This window comes from Novosphingobium sp. CF614, from assembly GCF_900113255.1.
Taxonomy (GTDB): Bacteria; Pseudomonadota; Alphaproteobacteria; order Sphingomonadales; family Sphingomonadaceae; genus Novosphingobium.
On the sequence record NZ_FOOR01000009.1, the window covers coordinates 1 to 21,205 of the forward strand.

The 21,205-nt window shown below is 64.7% G+C and carries 23 protein-coding genes and 1 tRNA gene; 12 read left to right on the top strand and 12 right to left on the bottom strand.

Translation table 11 applies throughout. The annotated features are described in order from the left end of the window. Positions 1-384: 384 nt before the first annotated feature. The 8 genes from BM052_RS11585 to BM052_RS11620 are packed head-to-tail and all read left to right on the top strand — an operon-like array spanning position 385 to position 8,903. Positions 385-930: a thermostable hemolysin gene (locus BM052_RS11585; RefSeq protein ID WP_091146919.1), complete on the top strand. Its 546-nt coding sequence runs from the start codon at positions 385-387 to the stop codon at positions 928-930. Continuing rightward, positions 927-2,963 carry an AMP-binding protein gene (locus BM052_RS11590; RefSeq protein ID WP_091146922.1) on the top strand — a complete coding sequence of 679 codons (2,037 nt, stop codon included), beginning with the start codon at positions 927-929 and terminating at the stop codon, positions 2,961-2,963. The genes BM052_RS11585 and BM052_RS11590 overlap by 4 nt, the downstream gene beginning before the upstream one ends. Further along, positions 2,950-3,753 (top strand): SDR family NAD(P)-dependent oxidoreductase, encoded by an 804-nt coding sequence (locus BM052_RS11595; RefSeq protein WP_091146925.1) that lies wholly within the window; start codon positions 2,950-2,952, stop codon positions 3,751-3,753. Before BM052_RS11590 ends, BM052_RS11595 begins: the two co-directional genes overlap by 14 nt. Further along, positions 3,750-4,406 (top strand): tetratricopeptide repeat protein, encoded by a 657-nt coding sequence (locus tag BM052_RS11600; RefSeq protein ID WP_255406094.1) that lies wholly within the window; start codon positions 3,750-3,752, stop codon positions 4,404-4,406. The genes BM052_RS11595 and BM052_RS11600 overlap by 4 nt, the downstream gene beginning before the upstream one ends. Before the next feature lie 7 nt (positions 4,407-4,413). Further along, a complete protein-coding gene (locus BM052_RS11605) occupies positions 4,414-5,046 on the top strand; it encodes a class I SAM-dependent methyltransferase (protein ID WP_091146926.1) in 633 nt (210 codons plus the stop codon). A gap of 17 nt (positions 5,047-5,063) precedes the next feature. Continuing rightward, positions 5,064-5,678, top strand: a complete 615-nt coding sequence (locus BM052_RS11610) for an RNA polymerase sigma factor (RefSeq protein WP_255406095.1) — start codon at positions 5,064-5,066, stop codon at positions 5,676-5,678. Beyond that, a complete protein-coding gene (locus BM052_RS11615; RefSeq protein WP_177198439.1) occupies positions 5,678-6,628 on the top strand; it encodes a FecR family protein in 951 nt (316 codons plus the stop codon). Before BM052_RS11610 ends, BM052_RS11615 begins: the two co-directional genes overlap by 1 nt. Then, positions 6,540-8,903: a TonB-dependent receptor gene (locus BM052_RS11620; protein ID WP_091146933.1), complete on the top strand. Its 2,364-nt coding sequence runs from the start codon at positions 6,540-6,542 to the stop codon at positions 8,901-8,903. Before BM052_RS11615 ends, BM052_RS11620 begins: the two co-directional genes overlap by 89 nt. Before the next feature lie 101 nt (positions 8,904-9,004). Here BM052_RS11620 and BM052_RS11625 read toward each other — a convergent pair whose 3' ends face one another. The 6 genes from BM052_RS11625 to BM052_RS11650 all read right to left on the bottom strand — a co-directional run bounded on the left by BM052_RS11625 (position 9,005) and on the right by BM052_RS11650 (position 13,540). Continuing rightward, entirely contained in the window at positions 9,005-9,484 is a 480-nt protein-coding gene (locus tag BM052_RS11625; protein WP_091146935.1) for a GrpB family protein, read from the bottom strand. Between the two features lie 22 nt (positions 9,485-9,506). Beyond that, on the bottom strand, positions 9,507-9,866 hold the full coding sequence (locus BM052_RS11630; protein WP_177198440.1) for a hypothetical protein: 360 nt from the start codon (positions 9,864-9,866) through the stop codon (positions 9,507-9,509). Positions 9,867-9,885: 19 nt separating this feature from the next. Next, on the bottom strand, positions 9,886-10,674 hold the full coding sequence (locus tag BM052_RS11635; RefSeq protein WP_091146940.1) for a class I SAM-dependent methyltransferase: 789 nt from the start codon (positions 10,672-10,674) through the stop codon (positions 9,886-9,888). 26 nt (positions 10,675-10,700) lie between these two features. After that, positions 10,701-11,531: a phytanoyl-CoA dioxygenase family protein gene (locus BM052_RS11640; protein ID WP_091146943.1), complete on the bottom strand. Its 831-nt coding sequence runs from the start codon at positions 11,529-11,531 to the stop codon at positions 10,701-10,703. A gap of 63 nt (positions 11,532-11,594) precedes the next feature. Next, positions 11,595-12,671: a GNAT family N-acetyltransferase gene (locus BM052_RS11645; protein WP_091146946.1), complete on the bottom strand. Its 1,077-nt coding sequence runs from the start codon at positions 12,669-12,671 to the stop codon at positions 11,595-11,597. A 794-nt stretch (positions 12,672-13,465) separates the two neighbouring features. Then, positions 13,466-13,540: transfer RNA gene (locus BM052_RS11650), tRNA-Gly, on the bottom strand. Between the two features lie 225 nt (positions 13,541-13,765). On the opposite strand from BM052_RS11650, the gene BM052_RS11655 reads away from it, so the two are divergent. After that, complete coding sequence (locus BM052_RS11655) at positions 13,766-14,677, top strand: tetratricopeptide repeat protein (RefSeq protein ID WP_091146947.1); 912 nt, start codon at positions 13,766-13,768, stop codon at positions 14,675-14,677. Between the two features lie 7 nt (positions 14,678-14,684). Beyond that, positions 14,685-15,296 (top strand): LON peptidase substrate-binding domain-containing protein, encoded by a 612-nt coding sequence (locus tag BM052_RS11660; protein WP_091146950.1) that lies wholly within the window; start codon positions 14,685-14,687, stop codon positions 15,294-15,296. A 106-nt stretch (positions 15,297-15,402) separates the two neighbouring features. Here BM052_RS11660 and BM052_RS11665 read toward each other — a convergent pair whose 3' ends face one another. The 6 genes from BM052_RS11665 to argB all read right to left on the bottom strand — a co-directional run bounded on the left by BM052_RS11665 (position 15,403) and on the right by argB (position 19,557). Beyond that, complete coding sequence (locus BM052_RS11665; RefSeq protein WP_091146951.1) at positions 15,403-16,038, bottom strand: MarC family protein; 636 nt, start codon at positions 16,036-16,038, stop codon at positions 15,403-15,405. Between the two features lie 3 nt (positions 16,039-16,041). After that, positions 16,042-16,767 (bottom strand): hypothetical protein, encoded by a 726-nt coding sequence (locus BM052_RS11670; RefSeq protein WP_091146954.1) that lies wholly within the window; start codon positions 16,765-16,767, stop codon positions 16,042-16,044. Then, a complete protein-coding gene (gene folD / locus BM052_RS11675; protein ID WP_091146957.1) occupies positions 16,764-17,651 on the bottom strand; it encodes a bifunctional methylenetetrahydrofolate dehydrogenase/methenyltetrahydrofolate cyclohydrolase FolD in 888 nt (295 codons plus the stop codon). The genes BM052_RS11670 and folD overlap by 4 nt, the downstream gene beginning before the upstream one ends. Next, positions 17,644-17,934 (bottom strand): YggT family protein, encoded by a 291-nt coding sequence (locus tag BM052_RS11680; protein WP_091147232.1) that lies wholly within the window; start codon positions 17,932-17,934, stop codon positions 17,644-17,646. The genes folD and BM052_RS11680 overlap by 8 nt, the downstream gene beginning before the upstream one ends. Before the next feature lie 109 nt (positions 17,935-18,043). Beyond that, positions 18,044-18,649, bottom strand: coding sequence for a hypothetical protein (locus BM052_RS11685; protein ID WP_255406096.1), 606 nt, complete (start codon positions 18,647-18,649; stop codon positions 18,044-18,046). Positions 18,650-18,657: 8 nt separating this feature from the next. After that, on the bottom strand, positions 18,658-19,557 hold the full coding sequence (argB, locus tag BM052_RS11690) for an acetylglutamate kinase (protein ID WP_091146961.1): 900 nt from the start codon (positions 19,555-19,557) through the stop codon (positions 18,658-18,660). Between the two features lie 152 nt (positions 19,558-19,709). On the opposite strand from argB, the gene BM052_RS11695 reads away from it, so the two are divergent. Both BM052_RS11695 and BM052_RS11700 read left to right on the top strand, forming a co-directional pair. Next, the gene (locus BM052_RS11695) at positions 19,710-20,684 is read left to right on the top strand and encodes an SPFH domain-containing protein (RefSeq protein WP_091146964.1); all 975 of its coding nucleotides are present in this window, start codon (positions 19,710-19,712) and stop codon (positions 20,682-20,684) included. A gap of 27 nt (positions 20,685-20,711) precedes the next feature. Continuing rightward, a complete protein-coding gene (locus BM052_RS11700; protein WP_091146966.1) occupies positions 20,712-21,158 on the top strand; it encodes an NfeD family protein in 447 nt (148 codons plus the stop codon). Positions 21,159-21,205: the final 47 nt, after the last annotated feature.

Genomic DNA, 21,205 nt, shown 5'->3' on the forward strand with positions numbered 1-21,205 from the left:
ACATCCCAGAGCCTTTTTACCCATAGATCAGTGTATGGGGCCCGCGGGTTCCTCCATGTCAGGATTCCGTACGCAAGCGCCCGAAATCCTTGGACTTAGCCGCCCTTCCCGACGACCGCGACGAACGACCGCTTTCAACAGTAGCCGACGTTAAGATGATAGCAGGTCTCTTAGCTCCGAGGTGACATAGAAGGCAGTCAGGAGCAGCGGAAGACCGCAATTGCAATTTGCCGCGTCAGAGCCGTTGAACGCGTGGGCGACGGAAATCGCGGGGTCACCCAGGTAAACTTCCGTTACTTCTTGGGCGGATTCAATTTTTCTTGATCGCGACTGGGGAAGCCCTCGCGCCTCGCCGTCTCAGGTTCAAATGGCGAGGCTTTGCTGATGTTAGATACGCAGTCCAACGATCTGGTTCGTAGCAGGTATCTGAATGTTCACGGCGCGGTCGCGCATTGCGCCTATCCCGACGTTCTCCATATTGCACGCGGCGGGGTGCCCCGCGCTGTCGTGGGTTATCGCCGGGCAGGAGAAGATGAGCTATTCCTGGAACGCTATCTCGATGCACCGGTAGAACATTGCGTATCGATTGCCCTGTGCCGCCCGGTCCAGCGCGCAAGTGTCATAGAGATCGGCTGTCTGGCTGCCGACGATGCCTTCGCCATGGTGGACTTGTGGGCAAAGGCCGCCAACGATCTCGGCACTGCCTGCGAGGTCGCGGTGGCGACGCTGACGGCCCCGCTGCGGCGCATGTTCACACGCATGGGCGTATCGCTTCATGTACTTGCGCCCGCGATGCGCGAGCGCTCGGGCGATCCCGAGGTCTGGGGTCGCTATTACGAAAGTGATCCGCTGGTCTGCGCGGGCCTCATCGCCGAAGGCCAGCACGTCATCACCGCCTATTTTGCCTCGCGTCGAAGGTTCGCCGCATGAGCGGTCTGCTTCACACGATCCGCGCGCACGCGCTTGCCAATCCGAGAGGCATAGCCGTCGATCCAGTCGTGACGCCTACGGTGAGCTGGGGCGCTCTGGCTGACCGGGTGGAGGCTGAACGGGTCCGCCTGAGCAAGTCACGCGCGATTGGTCCGGAGGTGCTGTGCCTCGATCACGGTCTGGACGGCGTGGTGCGCGAGTTGGCACTGCTGGAGGCTGGCATTCCGGTCCTTTCCCTGCCTAAATTCTTCACCTCCGAACAGATCGACCATGCCCGTTCCACGTGTGGTGCGGCAGGCGAGAATGCCGCCGCGCTACGACCCGCGCCGTCTTCTCTACCCCCTGGGACGGCGCGGGTCACATTCACTTCGGGTTCGACGGGCACGCCGAAGGGCGTGTGTCTTTCCGCGCGGCATATGCTCAATGTTGCCGCATCGGTGGTGTCGGCGCTCGGGTCCGATCATGCGGGACGGCACTGCGCGCTGTTGCCGCCGGGAATCCTGCTGGAAACGGTCGCGGGCTTCTTCGCGACCGTGCTGGTGGGCGGCACCTATGTTTGTCCGCCGCAGGAGCTTGTCGGGCTGGCCGATCCCTTCCGACCCGAGTTCGGCCGCATGGCGCGCATGATCGCGGGCTGGCGCATCACGTCGCTGATCCTTGTGCCCGAATATCTCGCTGGGCTGGTCGCGGTGCTGGAGAAGACCGACCTGCGTTTGCCCGACCTGACACTGGTAGCCGTGGGCGGTGCGCGGGTAGCGCCCGAACTGCTGGCCCGCGCGCAAGAGGTCGGCCTGCCGGTACGGCAGGGCTACGGACTGACCGAGTGCGGTTCGGTCGTCTCGCTCGAAACGGATGGAACTGGCGAGCGCGGTTCGGTGGGACGCCCGCTCGGCCATATTAAGGCGTGGATCGCCGACGACGGCGAGATCATGCTGGAGGGCGAGATGTTCCTTGGCACCATCGGCGAACCACGTGTGCCGGGACCGCTCGCCACCGGAGATGTCGGCCGGATCGACGATGCCGGCCGGCTCTGGGTGGAAGGCCGCAAATCCGCGCTGATCGTGACAAGCTTCGGCCGCAACATTTCACCCGAATGGGTCGAGACGCAACTGGTCGCGCAACCGGGAATCCTGCAAGCGATGGTCTACGGTGACGGATTGCCTGTGCCAGAAGCGCTGCTCGTCCCGGCCTCGCCGGATGTCGATCTGGCGGCTGCGGTCGCCGCCGCCAACCTCGGCCTCCCTTTCTACGCCTGTGTAGGACGTTGGCGCGAAGTAGCGCCGTTCACGGTCGCGAACGGGATGCTGACCGGAAACGGGCGCCTGCGTCGCAAAGCCATCGCCGCGATATGGCTGGAACGCACGCCTGACTTCTTCGCCGAGTTGGAAGCCGCGATGTTCCGCGATCGGCTTCGGTTCCTGACCATCCCTCAGGTACGCGCTGGGCTGGCGGGAACGATCTCGCGCCGTGCCTATGTCGATTATCTCGAACAGGCGTACCATCATGTACGGCACACCGTGCCGCTCATGCGGGCGGCCAGGGCGAGGCTGCTGGGCCGGCCCGACCTGATCAGGACACTCGACGAGTACATCAAGGAAGAGACCGGGCACGAGGAATGGATCCTCGCCGACATTGCGGCGGCGGGCGGCGATGCCGATGCCACGCGCATCAGCGAGCCGCGCCCGGCGACGAAGGCCATGGTCGATCATGCCTATCACCGCATTGCTTCGGACAACGCAGCGGCGTTCTTCGGCATGGTCTACGTGCTGGAAAGCGTCAGCGTGGCGCTGGCCCAGCGCGGCGCGACGGCGGTGGCGGAACGGCTCGGCCTGCCGCCCGAAGCGTTCACCTACCTGACCTCGCACGGCGCGCTCGATCAGGACCACATGGCCTTTTACGCCGCGCTGGTGAACGGGCTGGGCGATGCGGACGACCGCGCCGCGATCCTTTCCATGGCGCAGGAGATGTTCGCCCTGTTTGGCGGTGTCTTCGCCAGCATCGAACTCGAGGAGGCGGTGCATGTCGCAGCTTGACGGATCCCGCATCTTCATCACTGGCGCAGCCGGTGGCCTCGGCACTCCGGTGGCACGGATGCTGGCCGAGGTAGGCGCCCATGTCACTGGAATCGATCGCAGCGAATGCGCGGCGTGTCATTCCAGCATCGTCACGGACCTGTCGGACGATGCAGCCCTTGCCGCGCTGGCCGGACGGCTGGAAAGCGACTGTCCGGACATCCTCGTCAACGTCGCAGGTGTGATGCGCTTCGGCCTGCACGAGAACCAGCCCATCGAGGCACTGGCGCTGTGCTACCGCGTCAACCTGCTGGTACCGGCGGTGCTGGCGCGGGCCGTTGCGGCACGCATGCGGGCGCGCGGTTCGGGCCAGATCGTCAATGTCGGCTCGGTGCTGGGCGCGATCCCCTATCCCTGGTTTGCGGCCTATTCGAGCAGCAAGGCCGGGCTTGCCGCGCTGAGCCAGGGTCTGCGGCGGGAATTACTGGGCAGCGGGGTCACCGTCACCCACATCAATCCGCGCGCGGCGCGCACGCCGTTCAACAACGGCGATGTGAACCGCTTTCTCGCGCTGACCGGCATGAAGGCCGACGAGCCGGAATGGGTGGCGCGGCGTATCGTCGATGCGATCGTGGAGCGGCGCGAAACCGTCAACATCGGATCGATGGAGCGGGTCTATGCCGCGCTCAACGCCCTGTCACCCCGGCTGATCGACAGCGGGCTGGCCGGGCAGATCCGCAAGGCCCACGCCGCTTTTTCCCACCCCCTCGACAAGGCAACGCAAAGATCATCAAGGAGAAGAAATCCATGAAAGTCGCCGCCATTCTGCACCGCCGTACGCTTGGCGCTCTCTTGCAGCTGGTTGCCGTCGCGACGCCCGTTCCGGCCTTTGCCGACATGGCTAGCGACGTGAAGGCGGTGAACGACGGCTGGGCGCACATCACGTATGAAGTGCAGGGATCGAGCACCCAGACCAAGGCGCTCGATCAACTGGCCAAGCAGGCCAGCACGCTCGTAGCGAGCTACCCTGGGAAGGCCGAGCCGCTGCTGTGGGCCGGGATTGTCGCCAGCGAGCAGGCGAACCGGGCGAATTTCTTCCACAAGCTCGGTCTTGCCACCAAGGCGCGCGACCTGATCGCGAAGGCCTATGCCATCGATCCGCGCGTAGCCGGTGGCGGGGCGGCGCTGAGCCTGGGCGTGCTCTATCACAAGGTGCCCGGATCGCCGCTCGCGTGGGGCGATAATGACCGCGCCGTGAAGCTGCTCAAGCAGGCGCTGGCGATCGACCCCAACGGCCTCGATACGAATTACTTCTACGGCGAATATCTGCTCGATCAGGGCGACAAGGCCGGGGCGCAAACCTATCTGCAGAAGGCGCTGCGGGCACCGCATGACGCCGGCCGTCCGGTCTGGGACGCGGGGCGCCGTCGCGAGGTGCGCGACCTTCTGGCGAAGGCGGCCTGAACCGCGCATGAGCCTTGCGCAGAAGCTGGGGCAAGGGCTGGCACAGCAACTGGCCAACCCTCGCGGGAGAGCGGGACGGCTGCTCGGCCGGGCGATGGATTTCGCGAACCGCCATCCACTACATCTCGCCGTCGATCTGCTCGATATCCGCCCCGGGGAGGATGTGCTCGATGCAGGGTGCGGCACCGGCGCCGCGCTGGCCGAGATGCGCCGGCGCGGCCCCGGATCGCTGACAGGCGTGGACCGCTCCGCGACGATGCTGAAGATGGCACAAGGCAGACTCCGCGATGGGGCGACACAAGTGCTTGGCGATCTAACTGCGATGCCGTTGCCCGATCGCGCCTTCGATGCCGCCCTTGCGCTCAATGTCCTCTATTTCGACGACGCGCAGCGCTCCATCGTCCGCGAACTGCACCGCGTCCTGCGGCCTGGCGGGCGCCTCGTCGCCTATGTCACGCACGCGCAGACGATGGACGGCTGGGCCTTCACCGGCGAAGGGCTGCACCGGTTGTACGATGCCGACGCCTTGCGGGCCGCTCTGGTCGAGGGCGGATTTGCGCAACCTGCTGTCCGGGTGCATGAAGTGGCTGTGACACGCTCCGTTCGCGGCCTCCTCGTCTGCGCCCGGCGTGAGGGATGATCGCTGCGGAGAAACGGATGGAGGCAGACCCAAGCGCACGAAACGCCGGACTGGTACAGGTGCTGGAGGATCACCGCGGGGAATTGCTGCGCTTCCTGAGCCTGCGCTGCAGCTCGGCCGATGACGCGCAGGATGCCTTGCAGGACTTGTGGATCAAGGCGAGCACGCTGACGACAGGTCCGATCGGCAATCCGCGTGCGTACCTGTTCCGCATGGCCAACAACATCGTTCTGGATAAGGTACGCGGTGCCCAGCGCGCGATGCGCCGCGACCGCGCATGGATCGACGACGAAAGCGCAGGACACTCCGGATCGCCCGAGGACCGGGTCGACCCGTCCGAACCAGTCGAGGATGCGATCGTCCGGCGTCAGGACGCCGAGATACTCCGGGTCGCCATCGCCGCCCTGCCGGAAGGCGCTGCCCGAGTACTGCGACTCTACCGCTTCGACGGGCTGGGACAGAACGAGATCGCGCAATTGCTGGGCATTTCGCGCAGCGGCGTGGAAAAGCACTTGGCGCTTGCCATGAAACATCTGCGCGCGGCGCTTGTCAACTGCGGATCATTTGCAGCGGTGCCGTCTCACGGACATGGGGCTGATGACGGCGCGAAGCCGCGAGTGGAACAGGGATGATGAACCGCGAGACTGAATCCGACCTGCCGGAAGCCCTGCTGCTCGAAGCGGCCCAGTGGCATCTGCGCTGTGAAGATCCACGCGACGATGCGATGGATTGGGATGCCTTTTCCGACTGGCTGGGGGCCGATCCGCGTCATCGCCGGGCGCTGGACCAGATGACGCTCACCGCCGATACGATCGACGAACACCGCGCGACACTGATCGAGGACGAGGAAGAGGTCGCTCCGCCCGCGCCGGGCGCCAGGCGGTTCTGGCGCTGGGGCGGATTAGCCATAGCCGCGTCGCTTGCCGCTGTAGTGGCAGTGCCGCAACTGATGGGGCCGACGCCCGAGGTCTACGCCACTGACGCACAGGCGCGGCGAGTCGCGCTGGCGGACGGATCCTCGGTGATGCTGGCGCCGCACAGCCGCCTCACCGTCGAGGGGCGTTCGCAGGACAACATGAGCCTTGAAGGGGGCGCCCTGTTCAACATCCGCCACGATCCCTCGCGCACGCTGACGATATCCGCCGGTGACGTCAGCGTCAGCGACATCGGCACGCGCTTCGACGTGCAGCAGCAGGACAGCGCCGTACGGGTGGCCGTGGCCGAAGGGCGGGTGAGGGTCTCATCGCAGGCGATGGCGCAGAGCGTTGGGCTCGCGGCCGGTGACGGGCTGACCTTCGACGGCGCTGTAGGCACGGCGACCGTGGCGCCGGTGAAGGTGCAGGAAATCGGCTCCTGGCAGAATGGTCGGCTCACTTACGATAATGCCTCGCTCGCTCTGGTGGCGGCCGACCTGTCCCGCTATGCCGGGGTTAAGGTTGAGGTGCCGGCCGCTCTGCGTTTCCGGCGGTTTTCGGGAACACTGATTGTCGACGATGGCGAGAAGGCGTTGCGCGATCTGGTCGAGCTTATGGATCTGCGTCTGGGCCGCGATGCTGGCGCCTGGCGTATCGAGCAACGCTGAGGCTCGCGAAGCCGCAAAGCCGTCGATCGACGTCAGGGCTGGCGACCTTGCGGACGCCATCGCCGATCTGTCCCGCTCTGCGCGCGTCTCGATCGGCAGCGACGGCCCGCTGCCGCGCGTGCAGGTTGGACGCCTGCGCGGCGACATGAGCGTCGCGCAGGCGCTCTCCCTGCTGCTGGCCGGCACCGGATACCGCGCGCGGCAGGTAGCGCAAACGGCATGGCGGATAGAGCGAGCGCCGGTCGCGCCGCCTCCTGCCCCTGCCCTTTTGGCCGTGGCGACCCCGGCCGCCGCCCCGCAGGCCGATCCGATCCTGGTGACGGCGACGAAGCAGCCGCTCGATCTTCAGTCATTGCCCGGCGCGGTCGCGCTCGTGGATACGCTGCGCCTGCGCGCCGGCGCCCAGGCATTGAGCTCGACGCCCGATATTGCGGCGCGAATCGATGGACTGTCGCTTACCGCATTGGGACCGGGGCGCAACCACATGTTCCTTCGCGGCGTGGCCGACAGCGCGTTTGGTGGTGAAAGCCAGTCCACGGTGGCAGTCGTGCTCGACGAGGCGCGAGTGACCTATGCGGCTCCCGACCCCGACCTCCGGCTGGTCGACATGAAGCGTGTGGAAGTGCTCAAGGGTCCGCAGGGTTCGCTTTATGGGACGGGAGCGTTGGGCGGTATTTATCGCATGGTTTCCAACCCGGCGAACCCGAACGAAGCCTCGCTCGAGATATCCGGCGGCGGTAGCCTGATGACGGGAGGGAGTTCCGGCTATTCGGCGTCGGTGGTCGCCAATCTGCCGATCGTCGACGAAGCCGCCGGACTTCGGGTTGTCGGATACTCCGTTCTCGAACCGGGGTGGATCAACAGCGGCACCGGGCAGGATGCACGGCGCAACGGCAACTCCACACGCGTGAGCGGCTTTCGCGCGCTGGCCGGGCTGGTTCCGACCGATGGCTGGCGGCTCGACCTCACGGGCATGGCGCAATGGCTCAACTCGCGCGACAGTCGCTATACTTACCGCAGGGGCGGCTATTCCCGCCCGGATCAGCTGGCCGAGCCGCATGACAACGATCTGAGCCACGTGGCCACGCGCCTTCAGGGTGCCATCGACACGGTCGAAGTGATGCTTTCGAGCGCGATGACCTGGCACGAGGTGGGCGACGTCTTCGATGCGACGCAAGGCGCTAGTGGCTTCGGCCTCGGGCAGCCCCGGACCATGAACGATCGGGGCCGGTATCGGGTATGGGATACCGAACTGCGCTTGCTTGGCGAATGGCGTGCGATGCACTGGCTTGTTGGCCTCTCGCGCCTTGATGCGAGCCAGACCCTCGCAACCTCGCTGGTCGCCGAAGCAGCAAACTCCCTGCTGCTCGATCGCAGCCGCCGCGACATCCACGACACCGCCGCATATGCTAACCTCACCGTGCCGCTGGGTAACAGGCTCTCGCTGAGCGGTGGCGGACGTCTGTTTCGCTCGTCCATTGCCGAGGAACGGTCGGGTTCCGCCACCGCCACATCCACGCAGGAGCGTGACAGGGCTGGCTTCACGCCCGAACTTTCGCTTTCATGGAAACCGGGTAATGATGGCCTGTTCTACGTTCGCTATGGTTCCGCGTTCAGACAAGGCGCCGTTCGTGCCGACGGCGCGGCTCTTGCCGGGGACGAACTGGCTTCTGTCGAAGCGGGTTGGCGGCAGTCGCTGGGTCCGGCACGCATCGAGGCGACGGCATGGTATTCGCGGTGGGACCACGTGCAGTCCGACACCCTGATGCCGAACAGCCTGATCGCAACCGAGGATGCCGGTGACGCCCGGATTCTCGGAGCGGAAGCGAGCCTTGCCCTCGACCTGACAGCGGGGTGGAGAGTCGAGGTCGGCGCCAACGTCACCCATGCCCATTTGGCGCGCAACGCTCTGGGCTACGAGTTACATGACAGCCGCGTTCCTGTCGTCCCTGACTATACGGTGCGCGCAGCGTTGCAGCGCGCTTACCGCGTGGTCGGGACGCCGATGTTGGCACGCCTTTACCTGCGATATATCGGTCCGGCCCACATGAGTTTTGATCCTGAACTGGATCGTGGGATAGGGCGCTATCTCGAAAGTGGCATTGAAGGCGCGATGACGCTTGGCAGATGGCAGGTGGGCCTATCCGCTCGCAATCTGTTCGGCGGCAAAGGCACCATGTTCGGGTTCGGAAATCCGCTCCGCTATCGTCAATCGAGGCAATATATAGGTCAGGTTCCTCCAACGATTACGCTTACCGCATCGCTTGGGTTCTAGCCAAAGCATTTCATTACGCTGTGCGGTGACCTGCTGGCTCCGGCATGTGCCTGACGGCCTATCGACCGGCGCGCTGGTCGATAGGCCGTCAGGGGGTGACGTTAAGCATACGCTGAGGACCGCGGTGAAGTTGGAGCTGGCGGGGCCACTAAGGTCGCTCTCGCCGCCTGACCGGACTTCACCGCGGCCCTCGGCGTATGCTTACGCCTGCTGTCCGGGTTGGCACGCAGATGATCCCGGAACCGCAAGTGCGTATCGATCCTTGGATCGCTCTTGGCATAGAGATGGAAATGGACGGCATCGAGCCCGCCACGGGTGAAGTAGCGGCGGCCTGGGATCCCGTTTTCGCCGCGAACGGCATAGCCAAGGGTACCGATCGTCTTGGCGACAGGATCGCAGGCGTCCAGATCGGAAACGATGCCGATCATGTCAATAATCGGCTTGGCGCGGAGGTTGGGGATGGCCGTGCTGCCAATATGCTCGATCGCGAGGAAGCTGCCGGGGAAAGCTTCAAGCAATCTGCCTCGTTCGGCGGCAAAGTGCCGCGTCCATCGCGGATCATGGTTAACCAGAGGGATCATGCGCGATGCCGCCCGCGATGGTTCAGCCAATCCGGCCAAATCCGATCGACTGCACCCAGCTATGACCTTGCCTCCGATCCCCTACGCGAAATCCGAAAGGCCCCAGTTCCGGTCCCTCTTCGGACGAACGAGGAACGCCGGTGCGCCACTGCGCAGGCAGTGCTTCCTGGCGCAGGACTTGGACCAGAAAGAGGCTGGTCTGCCCGCATGTGTTGGCGGACGCGATTTCAGGCTGCTTAAAACCGCCCTGTTCATGCCATTCGCGCCAATGCGGCGCGATGAACTGGCGAGTGGTGCGCGCGATCATCCAAAGCTGTGACGCCGGAGAGGTCATGTTGGTCGGGGTCCGGAGGCTTCCGCCGGCGAGGCGTGGAATCTGCACTTCACTTTCCGGCGCGAAATCATGATATAGCCGTGTTGGCGCTTGTTGCGCGGCCGGCCGTACTGATCTTTTGCCATTCCATGATGAGAAACCCTGGTGCGCGGCGATATCGAGCCGCGCGGACGGGATCGCCACCATCGGGCTCGGGCTCTTCGAAGCCGCAAAGTGCAAACCCGCTTTGCAGCAGGGTTTGCATATAGACGCCGAGCGGCCGATGCCAATTTCGGATGCGAATGCCGCTCCAATTGATCCATTGCGAGCGTTCGTCGAGATAGTGATCGATGTAAAATCGCTCAACGCCTTCCGCGTCGCGAACCCAACCGGCCGGGTCTCCCGCGGTGTTGAAGCTCTGAAGATTGGCAATCAGAAGGCTGCCGCCGGGCTTCAAAATGCGATGGGCTTCCGCAATGGCGCTTTGCAAATCCGGTATGTCGATCAGCGACAGATAGAAGATGGCCAAATCGAATGAAGCATCACCGAACTCCAGCGCCTCCGCCCGACCGACCCGATAGTCGCCGCCCGGATCCAGCACGCGGGCGCGATCAATGAGCGCATGCGTGGGGTCTATGCCCGTCGTCCTTATCCCCGTTTCGTTCAGGAGGCGGCAGAACCGACCCTCACCGCAGCCTATATCGATAGCATGGCGATAAGGGTGCAGGGCGACACGTCGCAGCATAGGCCTGTCGAGGACGTGCGCGCGCGACCAGTCACCATGGCTGCCGAGGCCATCAATCCACGCAGAAGCGGACTGCGACCATCCGTCGTTTGGGGTTTCGCTTCCAGATATGGCATCACTGGCGACTGTCATGGGGGTCCTTCAGCTGTTCGTTCTGTTCATGCGATGGGGTTCGACCATCGGTCTAAATCTTGTGTCGAGCTGAGAGCCAGACTGGCCCTGACAGGGGCGCCTGAACAGCTTGATATCGCCACGCCTGTTATGGATTCCCGCTCGCCGACAATCGGTGCATCGCTTCTGCCGAGTTGAAGCACGATATTGCGGCGCAGGTTCGGGGAGGCGTTTGCCGGGCTCCCGTGCAGCACTTTGGGGTGGATGAACACCACGCTGCCAGGCCTACATATTGCCGCCTGGCCGTCGTGGACGTCGAAAGCATGCGGAACCTTGCCGTGCGCCTGGGCTGCCGCGCGCTTGTCCGCGATGCGGTGCGAGCCTGCGATAAATCTCGTCGCGCCGCCATCGGCCACCATGCCGTCAAGACAGATCATGGCGCGCAGATGATCTGACGCGCACGAGGTGATGTAGCGGTTTGGATAATCGCGATGCCATTTGATCCGCCGCCCGATGTGCGGGTGCTTGATGGTGGCATTCATCAAATGGGCAACGATATCGTTCGAGCCAAGTGCAGCCTGCGCGAAGCTGACAATTGCCTCGATGGACAATAGCTGGCGGAATACATTCGAAAATCGGCAAAGATCGCCGATGATGAACGCGGCATCTCCTTTTCCAGCCTCAATTCCATCCCGCCTTTCCGCCGTGGGGTTCTCTTCGAACACGATATGACGATCAATGTCCGGTGCGGGCAAACCCATTAGCCCGCCAATCAAGCGATCGAGTTCGTCCTGCAATTTCGTGATCAACCCGCGCGGCAACACCCCATCCATGACCGCAAAGCCGCGCTGCTCATAGGAGGTCATGACCTCGTGCATCAGCCTTGCCTATGCTTATATGTGCATGATCTGCTCTTGTTGAAAAGCGGGCCTATCATCCCACTATAGCCCCCATTTCGGCCCGTCCGCGGAAAGATGGATCGGCTCGGGTTTGCCGCAGACCTTGACGCAAGGGCCGCCGAGTTCGTTCCAGCGGAACAAGTTCAGATGCCAGCCCCCCAGGATATTCCGCGATCGGTCGATGATGCCATCCGCGCCCGCCACTCGGGCGAAATCGGCATTCCGCCATGACGGCGGCTCCGCTCCCGCCAAGAGCGCCGAGCGCCAGGGTGCGTTCGAATGCTCGCGATCGATGCCACGGGAACGACAGGCCACCTCGTCATGCTGATCCAGAACATGGGCTTTGCCTACAGTCAGCGGGATCACGACGCGGGGCCGTCCATCCTCTCTGATATAACCCGACACCGCGATTTTTGCCCAGTCCATCAACGGGCTCATGTAGAGGGTAGCCTGGCCGGGACGATGATAGCGCCCTGCGCTTTCCGGGCGCGGCGGCGCCAGGACATCGTCAATACGATCCGCCAGAATGGATCGGAAGAATGCTCCCTCCACTTCGCGGAAGAAAGCATGAGTCCGGAGAGGTGCGCAGCAGGATCTGGAAGCGTTCAGCCGCCAGGACGAAATGAGATGGATACTGCCGCGCAGCGGTATTTCGCGGGGCGCTTTCCCCGCCTTTTCAAATCCGAGCTTTTGCAGAACCCGCGCAGAAGCTGGATTGGTTGTCATCGCCGTGGCGGTCACCATGCGATATCCGCGCTGATCGAAGAGGTAACGGATGACGGCGCTGCTGGCCTCGGTCGCAATACCTTGGCCCCAGCGAGATGGTGCAATCATGTAGGTCAGTTCCGCCGATGTACCATCGCCCACAAAGCCGACCATGCCGATGAGATCATCTGTCATGAGATCGATGATCGCGAGGCTACGCCAGTCCAGCCCGCAGCGCGCGTGAATGCGTCCGATAAACTCCTCGGCGCCCTCAGCCGGATATGGGTGCGGGATGGATGCGGTGGTGAGCGCGACCCTTGGGTCCGATGCGATGATGTGCAGACGCGGTGCATCGGTTCGGGCGGGCATGCGGAGCAGCAATCGCTCCGTCGACAGGCGAAGGTGGTCAATCATGGGCAACGGTATCCGGGGATAGGAGGCGTGATGGCCGCCGGTTCATCGACCGCTATGACATTGCCGATCCTGACATCTGCCGCGGCGATGCAACTGACGCGCGTCGCCATACCGCCTTCCGCGCCAATGACTACCAGGTCGCCATTGGTAAAGTTCGATAACTCAAGGGAACAGGGCCCCGAACGGCACAGATAATTGCTTGCTATCATGGAGCCTCCCCGGACGCTTCCTGTTAAACGAATGAGTGGAATCCATCTCGTAATCGGTACGGAAATTTACTTGGCGAATTTTCCGGATTTGCGGGTCTCCAGACTGCTACTGCGCAGGCTGATAAGCGGCGATGTCGGCCAGCGATTTCCCCTCGGTCGGCACCGAGAGATCATCGAGGCCTATGGAGCCTTGGCGCGCGGCGTCCAGAACTTGCACCTGGGTCATGGGACATCTCCATGACGGGCGCCGGGAGCCTCTCTCCCAGCCCTTAACCCGTCACGGGAAATCCACTCGGACCTCTACCTCTGCCGGATGAGGCCACGCACCTCGAATGGCGTGGCGCCGAAGCGGCGCACTCCGAGGCGACATCGAATCGCGGGTGGGCGGATCGCCGGGAAGAGGTGTCGGGATGGTTGGTGTCCTCGGCGGATGCTGCTGGAAAGGTCCGCCGATCGCACGCCAGAGATGCCTGAAAATGCGCTCTCGGCATATTACGTCCTTATTACTTTGCCCTCTCGGCGGGAGCGCGTAATAAGATTTTCCGCCTCGGCGGATTTCTAAATGACTGATTTTCTATGAAAATCTGGAGCGGGCGAAGGGATTCGAACCCTCGACCCCAACCTTGGCAAGGTTGTGCTCTACCCCTGAGCTACGCCCGCTCTGACGTTCGCCGGCCGTTGGCGTTTGCCGTGGACCGGGGGTGGAGGCGCGCCACTAGCAGGGGCTTTCGGGGGCTGCAAGGGGGAAATCGCAAGAAATTTTCACAGCCCCGCAGCGCTCCCGGCGATGCGGAGCCAAAGCGGTGGGATGGATGCATTCACCCTTCACAAACAGCCCGGGAAATCCGATCTAGGGCGGGCATCAAAGATACGGGAGCATATACCTTGGCCAGCATCGGTCTCAATCTCGACGAGCAGAAGGCGGTGGACCGGTTCCGCAAGGCGGTTGCCGAACCATCGATGACGCAGCTGGTAATTCTCGATTTCTGGGCCGAATGGTGCGGGCCGTGCAAGGCGCTGACGCCGGTGCTGGAAAAAGTCGCGGCCGAATATGCCGCCAAGGGCGTGCTGCTTGCCAAGATCAACGTGGATGAGGAGCAGTTCATCGCCTCGCAGTTCCAGGTCCGGTCGATCCCGATGGTCTTCGCGGTGTTCCGCGGCCAGCCCGTTGCCGACCTTACCAATGCGCGCAGCGAATCGCAGTTGAAGCAAGTGCTCGACCAATTGCTGGCCAAGCTGCCGGTGGAGCCGGGCGGAGCCCAGCCCGCGATGGATCTGGCGCCGCTGATCGCGATGGGCGAGGAAGCGCTGGCCGAAAACGACGGCGAGCGTGCGATCAGCATCTTCATGCAGATCCTCGACATGGCGCCGGACAACCTCGAAGTGCTTTCCGGCCTGGTTCGCGGCCTAGTGGTCGCCGGGCGGATCGAGGAGGCCGAGCAGGTGCTGGAAGGACTGGACCCGGCGATCGCGTCCGACCCGCAGCTGGAGCGCGCGCGGACGGCGCTGAAATTGGTGAAGGACCGGCCCGAGGCGGGCGAGCTGGCCGCGCTGCGCATGGCCGCCGCCGAAAGGCCGGCCGACATGGAAGCGCAGTTCGCCTTCGCCAGCGCCGCTTTCGCGGCCGGGGAACGCGACACGGCGGCCGACACCCTGCTCCGCATGGTCGCAGCCGACCGCGAGTGGAACGAGGGCGCCGCGCGCGCCAAGCTGTTGCAGATCTTCGAGGCAATCGGGCTGGAGGATCCCTGGGTCTCGGCGACACGCCGCAGGCTCTCGACCGTCCTGTTCGGCTGAGCGCGTCTTGGCACGGATCACGATCTTTCCCTTGCCCGGCGCGGTGCTCTATCCGGGGCTGCAACTGCCGCTGCACATCTTCGAGCCGCGTTACCGGGCGATGGTTAGCGACGCCTTGGCGCGCGACCGGCGGATCGGCATGATCCAGCCGCAGCGCCCGGTAGAAGGCGCGGCGCTGTTCTCGGTCGGCTGCCTGGGCCGCATCGGCGATGTCGAGGCGCTCGACGACGGGCGTTTCAACATCGTGCTCGAAGGCGAAACGCGCTTCCGCATCCTGCGCGAACTCACCGTCAGCACGCCGTTCCGCCAGGTCGAGGCCGAACTGCTGGCGGACACCGAGAACGAAGTGCTCGCCCCGATCGAACGCGCCAGCTTCGAGCGCGAGGCGCGCCGGTTCGCGGATGCCCAGGGCTACGCGGTCAACTGGGAACAGGTGGCCCGGCTCGACGATCTCTCGCTGATAAACGGCGTCGCGCAGATCGCGCCGTTCGATCCGGCCGCCAAGCAGGCCCTGCTGGAAGCGCCGGGCCTTTCGGCGCGCTGCGAGCTGCTGGTCCAGCTCATGCAGTTCTTCGGCCGCGCCAGCGGCAGCGACGACGACGGGGTGACGTTGCAGTAGGAGGCATCGGGATTCAAACGGTTGCGCTGGCGGTTCCGCTGGCAAGCCGCTCCCCCGCGCTTGAACCCGTAAGAGGCGGGCCTGCTTCCAGTCCCCGGGACGGCAATCACGCCAGCAGCGAGGCCTTCACGCCGTCGATCACATATTGCGCCGCCAGCGCGGCCAGCAGCACGCCGAGCAGGCGGGTGATGACTGCCTCCACCTTGTCGCCCAACACGCGCATCAGCGGGCCGGCGGCGGCGAGGGCGGCGAAGGCCAGGACCATGACCGCCGCCATCGCCGCCAGGATCACCAGCGTCTGCTGGCTCCCGTGCGAGCGGGAGGCAAGCAGCATCATCGTCGCGATCGAACCCGGGCCGGCGAGCATCGGCATGGCCATCGGGAAGATCGAGACATCCTCCACCTCCGGCGTTTCGGCATGCTGCGCGCGGATCTTCTCGGCACGTTCCTCGCGTCGCTGGGTGCGTTTTTCGAAGACCATGTCGACCGCGATCATGAACAGCATCACGCCCCCGGCGATCCGGAAGGAGTCGAGCTCGATGTGGAGCGCGCCGAGCAGTTGCTTTCCGAACAAGGCGAAGAGCACGAGGATCAGGGCGGCGATCGCGCAGGCGCGCGCGGCCATGACAACCGCTTGCCGCCGGCCGGCCCCTGCCGAAAGACCGGCGTAGATCGGGGCGCAGCCGGGCGGGTCGATCACCACGAAGAGCGTGACGAAGGCGCTGAGGAACAAGTCGAGCATGGTTCAGCCCGCAGGCTCGGCGGCCACGGACAGCGACAGCACTTCGACCATCGCATCGCCCTTGCGCAGCGAAATCGAAAGCGTGCGGGCATTGCCGGCACCGACATGGTACGAAAATGCCAGTGTCCCGTCGTCGGACTGCCCGCTTCCATCCATGCCGGCCTGGCGGCGTTCTTCACGGGGAACCCGTGGTTTCTCAGGGGGTGGACCGTCACGAGGCGGGCCATCCCGAGGCGCGGGGCAATCGGCGACCGCGGCCGAAAGCATGTCCGGCTGATCGAGGGGATGGGTCAGGATGTCTCCCTGATCGAGCACCCAGCGATAGTCGCCCTTCTTCTGCTGGCGCCAGATCGTCGTGAAATAGCCGACCGAACCGTCCGGACGCTGCCAGGCGCCTTTGGTCACGCCCAGCGTGCCGTCGCAGCTGATCCAGACTTGGTAGGGCTGCCACTGGACCGGCGCGGGAGGATCCTTACGGCCCTTGAGCCAGTCCTTCGCCATGACCGGCTCCGGCACGAACATCACCGCCTCGTTGTCGGCAAAGTCGCGGAAGGCGGTCCATTGTCCCTTCTCTCGCGCGGCGCGGGCAAAGGCGATCTCGGCCGCGACGAGCGCGCTGGGATTGGCGGTGCCTGCGCCCGGCCTGCGGTGGGGACGCTCGGCGTTGGCCGGCGCCGCCAGCACCGCCGCGAAAGCCGCCAGCGCCAGGACGGGCCCGGGCGGCCTCACAGCCCGCTCTCGTCCAATGCGATCCCGGCGTTGCGATGCGCTGCGACAATGGTGTTGCGCAGCAGGACGGCGATGGTCATCGGCCCGACGCCGCCCGGCACCGGCGTTATCGCCCCGGCCACCGGCGCGGCCGACGCGAAATCGACATCGCCGACCAGTCTGGTCTTGCCTTCCCCGGCGGGAACGCGGTTGATGCCGACGTCGATCACCGTCGCGCCGGGCTTCAGCCAGTCGCCCTTGACCATCTCCGGCCGGCCGACCGCGGCGACGACGATATCGGCGCGCCGCACCACCTCGGGCAGGTCCCTGGTGCGGCTGTGGGCGACGGTGACGGTGCAGCTTTCGGCGATGAGCAACTGCGCCATCGGCTTGCCGACGATGTTGGAGCGGCCGATCACCACCGCATCAAGACCCGCGAGCGAACCGAACCGGTCCTTGAGCAGCATCACGCAGCCCAGCGGCGTGCAGGGCACGAAGCCCGGCAGGCCGGTGGCGAGCCGACCCGCGTTGACGACGTGGAAGCCGTCCACGTCCTTGTCCGGGTTGATCGCCGCGATCACCTTGCTCTCGTTCACATGCGCGGGCAGCGGCAACTGGACGAGAATGCCGTCGACCGCCGGGTCCACGTTGAGCTGCTCGACGAGCGCCAGCAGGTCGGCCTCGGGCGTCTCCGCGGGCAGCTTGTGCTCGAAGCTGGCCATGCCGCAGGCTAGGGTCTGCTTGCCCTTGTTGCGCACATAGACCTGGCTGGCCGGGTCTTCCCCGACCAGCACGACCGCAAGGCCGGCCTGGCGCCCTGCCCTGCCCTCGAAATCCGCCGCGATGGACGCGACGCGCGCGCGCAGGCCTTCGGCGAAAGCCTTGCCGTCGATCCGTTTATCCATAGCGATAGACCAGCGGCTCCATGAATTTCACGATCACCATCAAGCCGATAATCAGCACCATCGGAGAGAAATCGATACCGCCGGTGTTCGGCATGATCCGGCGGATGGGATTGAGGATCGGATCGAGAATAGCGTTGAGACCTCGCCAGATCGCGGCCACGAACTGATTGTGCAGGTTGACCACGTTGAAGCTTATCAGCAACGAAAGGATGAACCAGACGAGGATGACCGTCTGAAGCACTTGCATGAGGTATATGAGTGCGTTGAACAGGCCGCCAAGCATGGGGTGTCTGACCTTTCTTCGGGTGGGAAATATCTCGCGCTGATAGCCGAGCATGCGCTGCCCGGACAAGACCGCGTTCTGCGGCAAGCCCATGGCAGCCGATGAAAACCTATTGCGTCAGCGTGGAAGTCCGCTCGATCCGCCAGTTGAGCTGTTCCTCGCTGGCGCCGGGCACATCGTTCACGCGGCGGAGAACGATGGTGCCGCGCTTCGAGAGCCGCCCGTCGGCGAAATCGACCACTATCGGTGCCTCGTAGTAGAGCGAGCCCGCCGCACCCTCGGTATCGCCCTTGCCCACCGCGATCTTCGGGCTGGCCTGGCCGCCGAATTCGACCTGCAACTTTTCCGGCGTCATCTGCGCATCGAGGCTCCAGGCCTTGGCGGCATCGACCCAGTCGCCGACGCGAATGGCATTGGTGTAGTAGCGCAGCAGCCGTTCCGGATCGCGACGCTCGGTCAGCGCGTCCATGTCAAGCTTGGCGGCTATCCCGGCGTTCGCGGCGGCCGAGGCATCCACCGAGGGCATTACTTCTGGCTCAGCCGCGTCGGTCGCCTCCCCGCTCGCTTCCGAGGTCATTTCCGGAACCGGCGGATTCCGGTCGCACGCGGCAAGCAGCAGAACGGTGCCTGGAAGCGCTGCAGCGAACATGGCCTTGATTGCGGCATTGGTGCGCATGTGGTTCGAGATACCTTTCAGCCCGAGGGTCCCCCTCACATGGACGCCTAGCCCGCGCGGATCAACGTGCCGGCGCCTTCCTGTGTGAATATTTCCAGCAACATGGCATGCGATACCCGTCCGTCAAGCACGACTGCGGCCTCACACCCGGCTTCGACCGCGTGGATGCACGTTTCCAGCTTGGGGATCATCCCGCCGGAGATCGTGCCGTCCCGCTGCAAGGCGGTGATGTCGGCCGGCCTGAGATCGGTCAGCAGTTCGCCCTGCTTGTCGAGCACGCCGGCAACGTCGGTCAGCAGGAACAGCCGCGCCGCACCCAGCGCGGCGGCGATGGCGCCCGCCATGGTATCGGCGTTGATGTTGTACGTCTCGCCGTCCACGCCCGGCGCGATCGGCGCGATCACCGGGATCATGCCGGCCGCCGAGATCGTTTCGATCACGCGCGTGTCGATCGTTTCCGGTTCGCCGACGAAGCCCAGGTCGACGATCTGTTCGATCAGGCTGCCCGGGTCCTTGCGGGTGCGTTCCACCTTGCGCGCGGTGACCATGCCGCCATCCTTGCCGGACACGCCCATGGCCTTGCCACCGGCCCTGGCGATCCAGCCCACGATTTCCTTGTTGATCGCGCCTGAAAGGACCATCTCGGCCACTTCGGCGGTAGCCTTGTCGGTAACGCGCAGGCCGTCCACGAACTGGCTTTCGACCCCCACCTTCTTGAGCATCGCGCCGATCTGCGGCCCGCCGCCATGGACCACCACCGGGTTGATGCCGACAGCTTTCAGCAGCACTATGTCCTGCGCGAAATCGTGCGCCAGGTCAGGATCGCCCATGGCGTGGCCGCCATACTTCACCACGAAAGTACACCCGGCATAGCGCTGCATGTACGGCAGTGCGTCGACGAGGGTTTCGGCCTTGGACAGCAAGGCGGGATCGTGCGGATTCGGCATGGAACGCGCTTTAGCCCCCTTGGCCGATAATTGAAGGGGTTTTGGCAGCGCCGTCGCATATGTGCAGCCCCCTCCCCTCGTCCGGTTTTACTTGCCGGGCGCACGCCGGGCGTTAGACTCCGCCGACAACCGGCAAGGAAGGCTTGTTCGCCATGGGTGGTATCGGAAGCACGCTGCTAGCGTTGATCGTCGTCGTGGTGGTATTCCTGATGATGGGCGTGCGGGTGGTCCGGCAGGGCTACGTCTACACCATCGAACGGCTGGGCAAGTATACGCTGGCGGCGCAGCCGGGCCTGCACATCATCATCCCCTTCGTCGACCGGGTCGGCCAGAAGGTCAACATGATGGAGCAGGTGCTCGACATTCCGGGCCAGGAAATCATCACCAAGGACAACGCCATGGTCGGCGTCGACGCGGTGGTGTTCTTCCAGGTGCTCGACGCGGGCAAGGCCGCCTATGAGGTGCACAACCTCTACATGTCGATCATGGCGCTCACCACCACCAACTTGCGCACGGTAATGGGCTCGATGGACCTCGACGAAACACTGTCGAAGCGCGACGAGATCAATGCCAAGCTGCTTTCGGTGATCGACCATGCGACCTCGCCCTGGGGCGTCAAGATCACCCGTATCGAGATCAAGGATATTCGCCCGCCGGCCGATATCTCCAACGCCATGGCCCGCCAGATGAAGGCCGAGCGCGAGAAGCGCGCGCAAATCCTGGAGGCCGAGGGCATGCGCGCCTCGGAAATCCTGCGCGCCGAGGGTGAGAAGCAAGGCCAGATCCTCCAGGCCGAGGGCCGCCGCGAGGCCGCGTTCCGCGATGCCGAGGCGCGCGAGCGCGCGGCCGCCGCCGAAGCCAAGGCCACCCAACTGGTGAGCGACGCGATCGCCCAGTCGGGCAGCCAGGCGATCAACTACTTCATCGCGCAGAAGTACACCGAGGCGGTGGCCGCCTTCGCGACTTCGCCCAATGCCAAGACCATCCTGTTCCCGGTCGAGGCGACGCAGTTGATCGGCACCCTGGGCGGCATCGGCGAACTGGCGAAGGAGGCGCTGTCCGGCCCCTCATCACCCGCCGCGCCGCCGCGCCGCCCCTCCACGGTTCCGCCCAGCGGGGGCCGTTAGGCCGGAATTTCATGAACGGGGACGGCGATGGAAACCCTCGAAAACCTTGATCCGCACTACGCCTGGCTGGCGATCGGGTTGGTGCTGGCGGTCGCCGAAATGGCGATTCCCGGCGTTTTCCTGATCTGGATGGCGGGCGCGGCCCTGATGACCGGTGTCGTCGCTTGGGTGGTGCCGATCGGCGTGCCGCTGCAAGTGGTGCTCTTCGCCGTGCTTTCGATCATCGCCGTCTTCACCGGCCGCCGCTATATCGCCGCGCATCCGGTGGTAAGCGCCGATCCCAAGATGAACGACCGCGGCGCCCGCGTGGTGGGCGAGATGGTGGTCGTGACCCAGGCGATCGAGGGCGGGCAAGGCCGGGTCAAGCTGGGCGACAGCGAATGGCTCGCCAAGGGCGCCGACGCGGTGGTTGGCACGCGGCTGCGGGTGGCCGGGCACGATGGCGTGGTGCTGATGGTGGAAGCGCCGAAGTAGAGCGCGCGCCGCGGGTTGCGCCAGTGGCGGTTGATTGACTCGTCTTC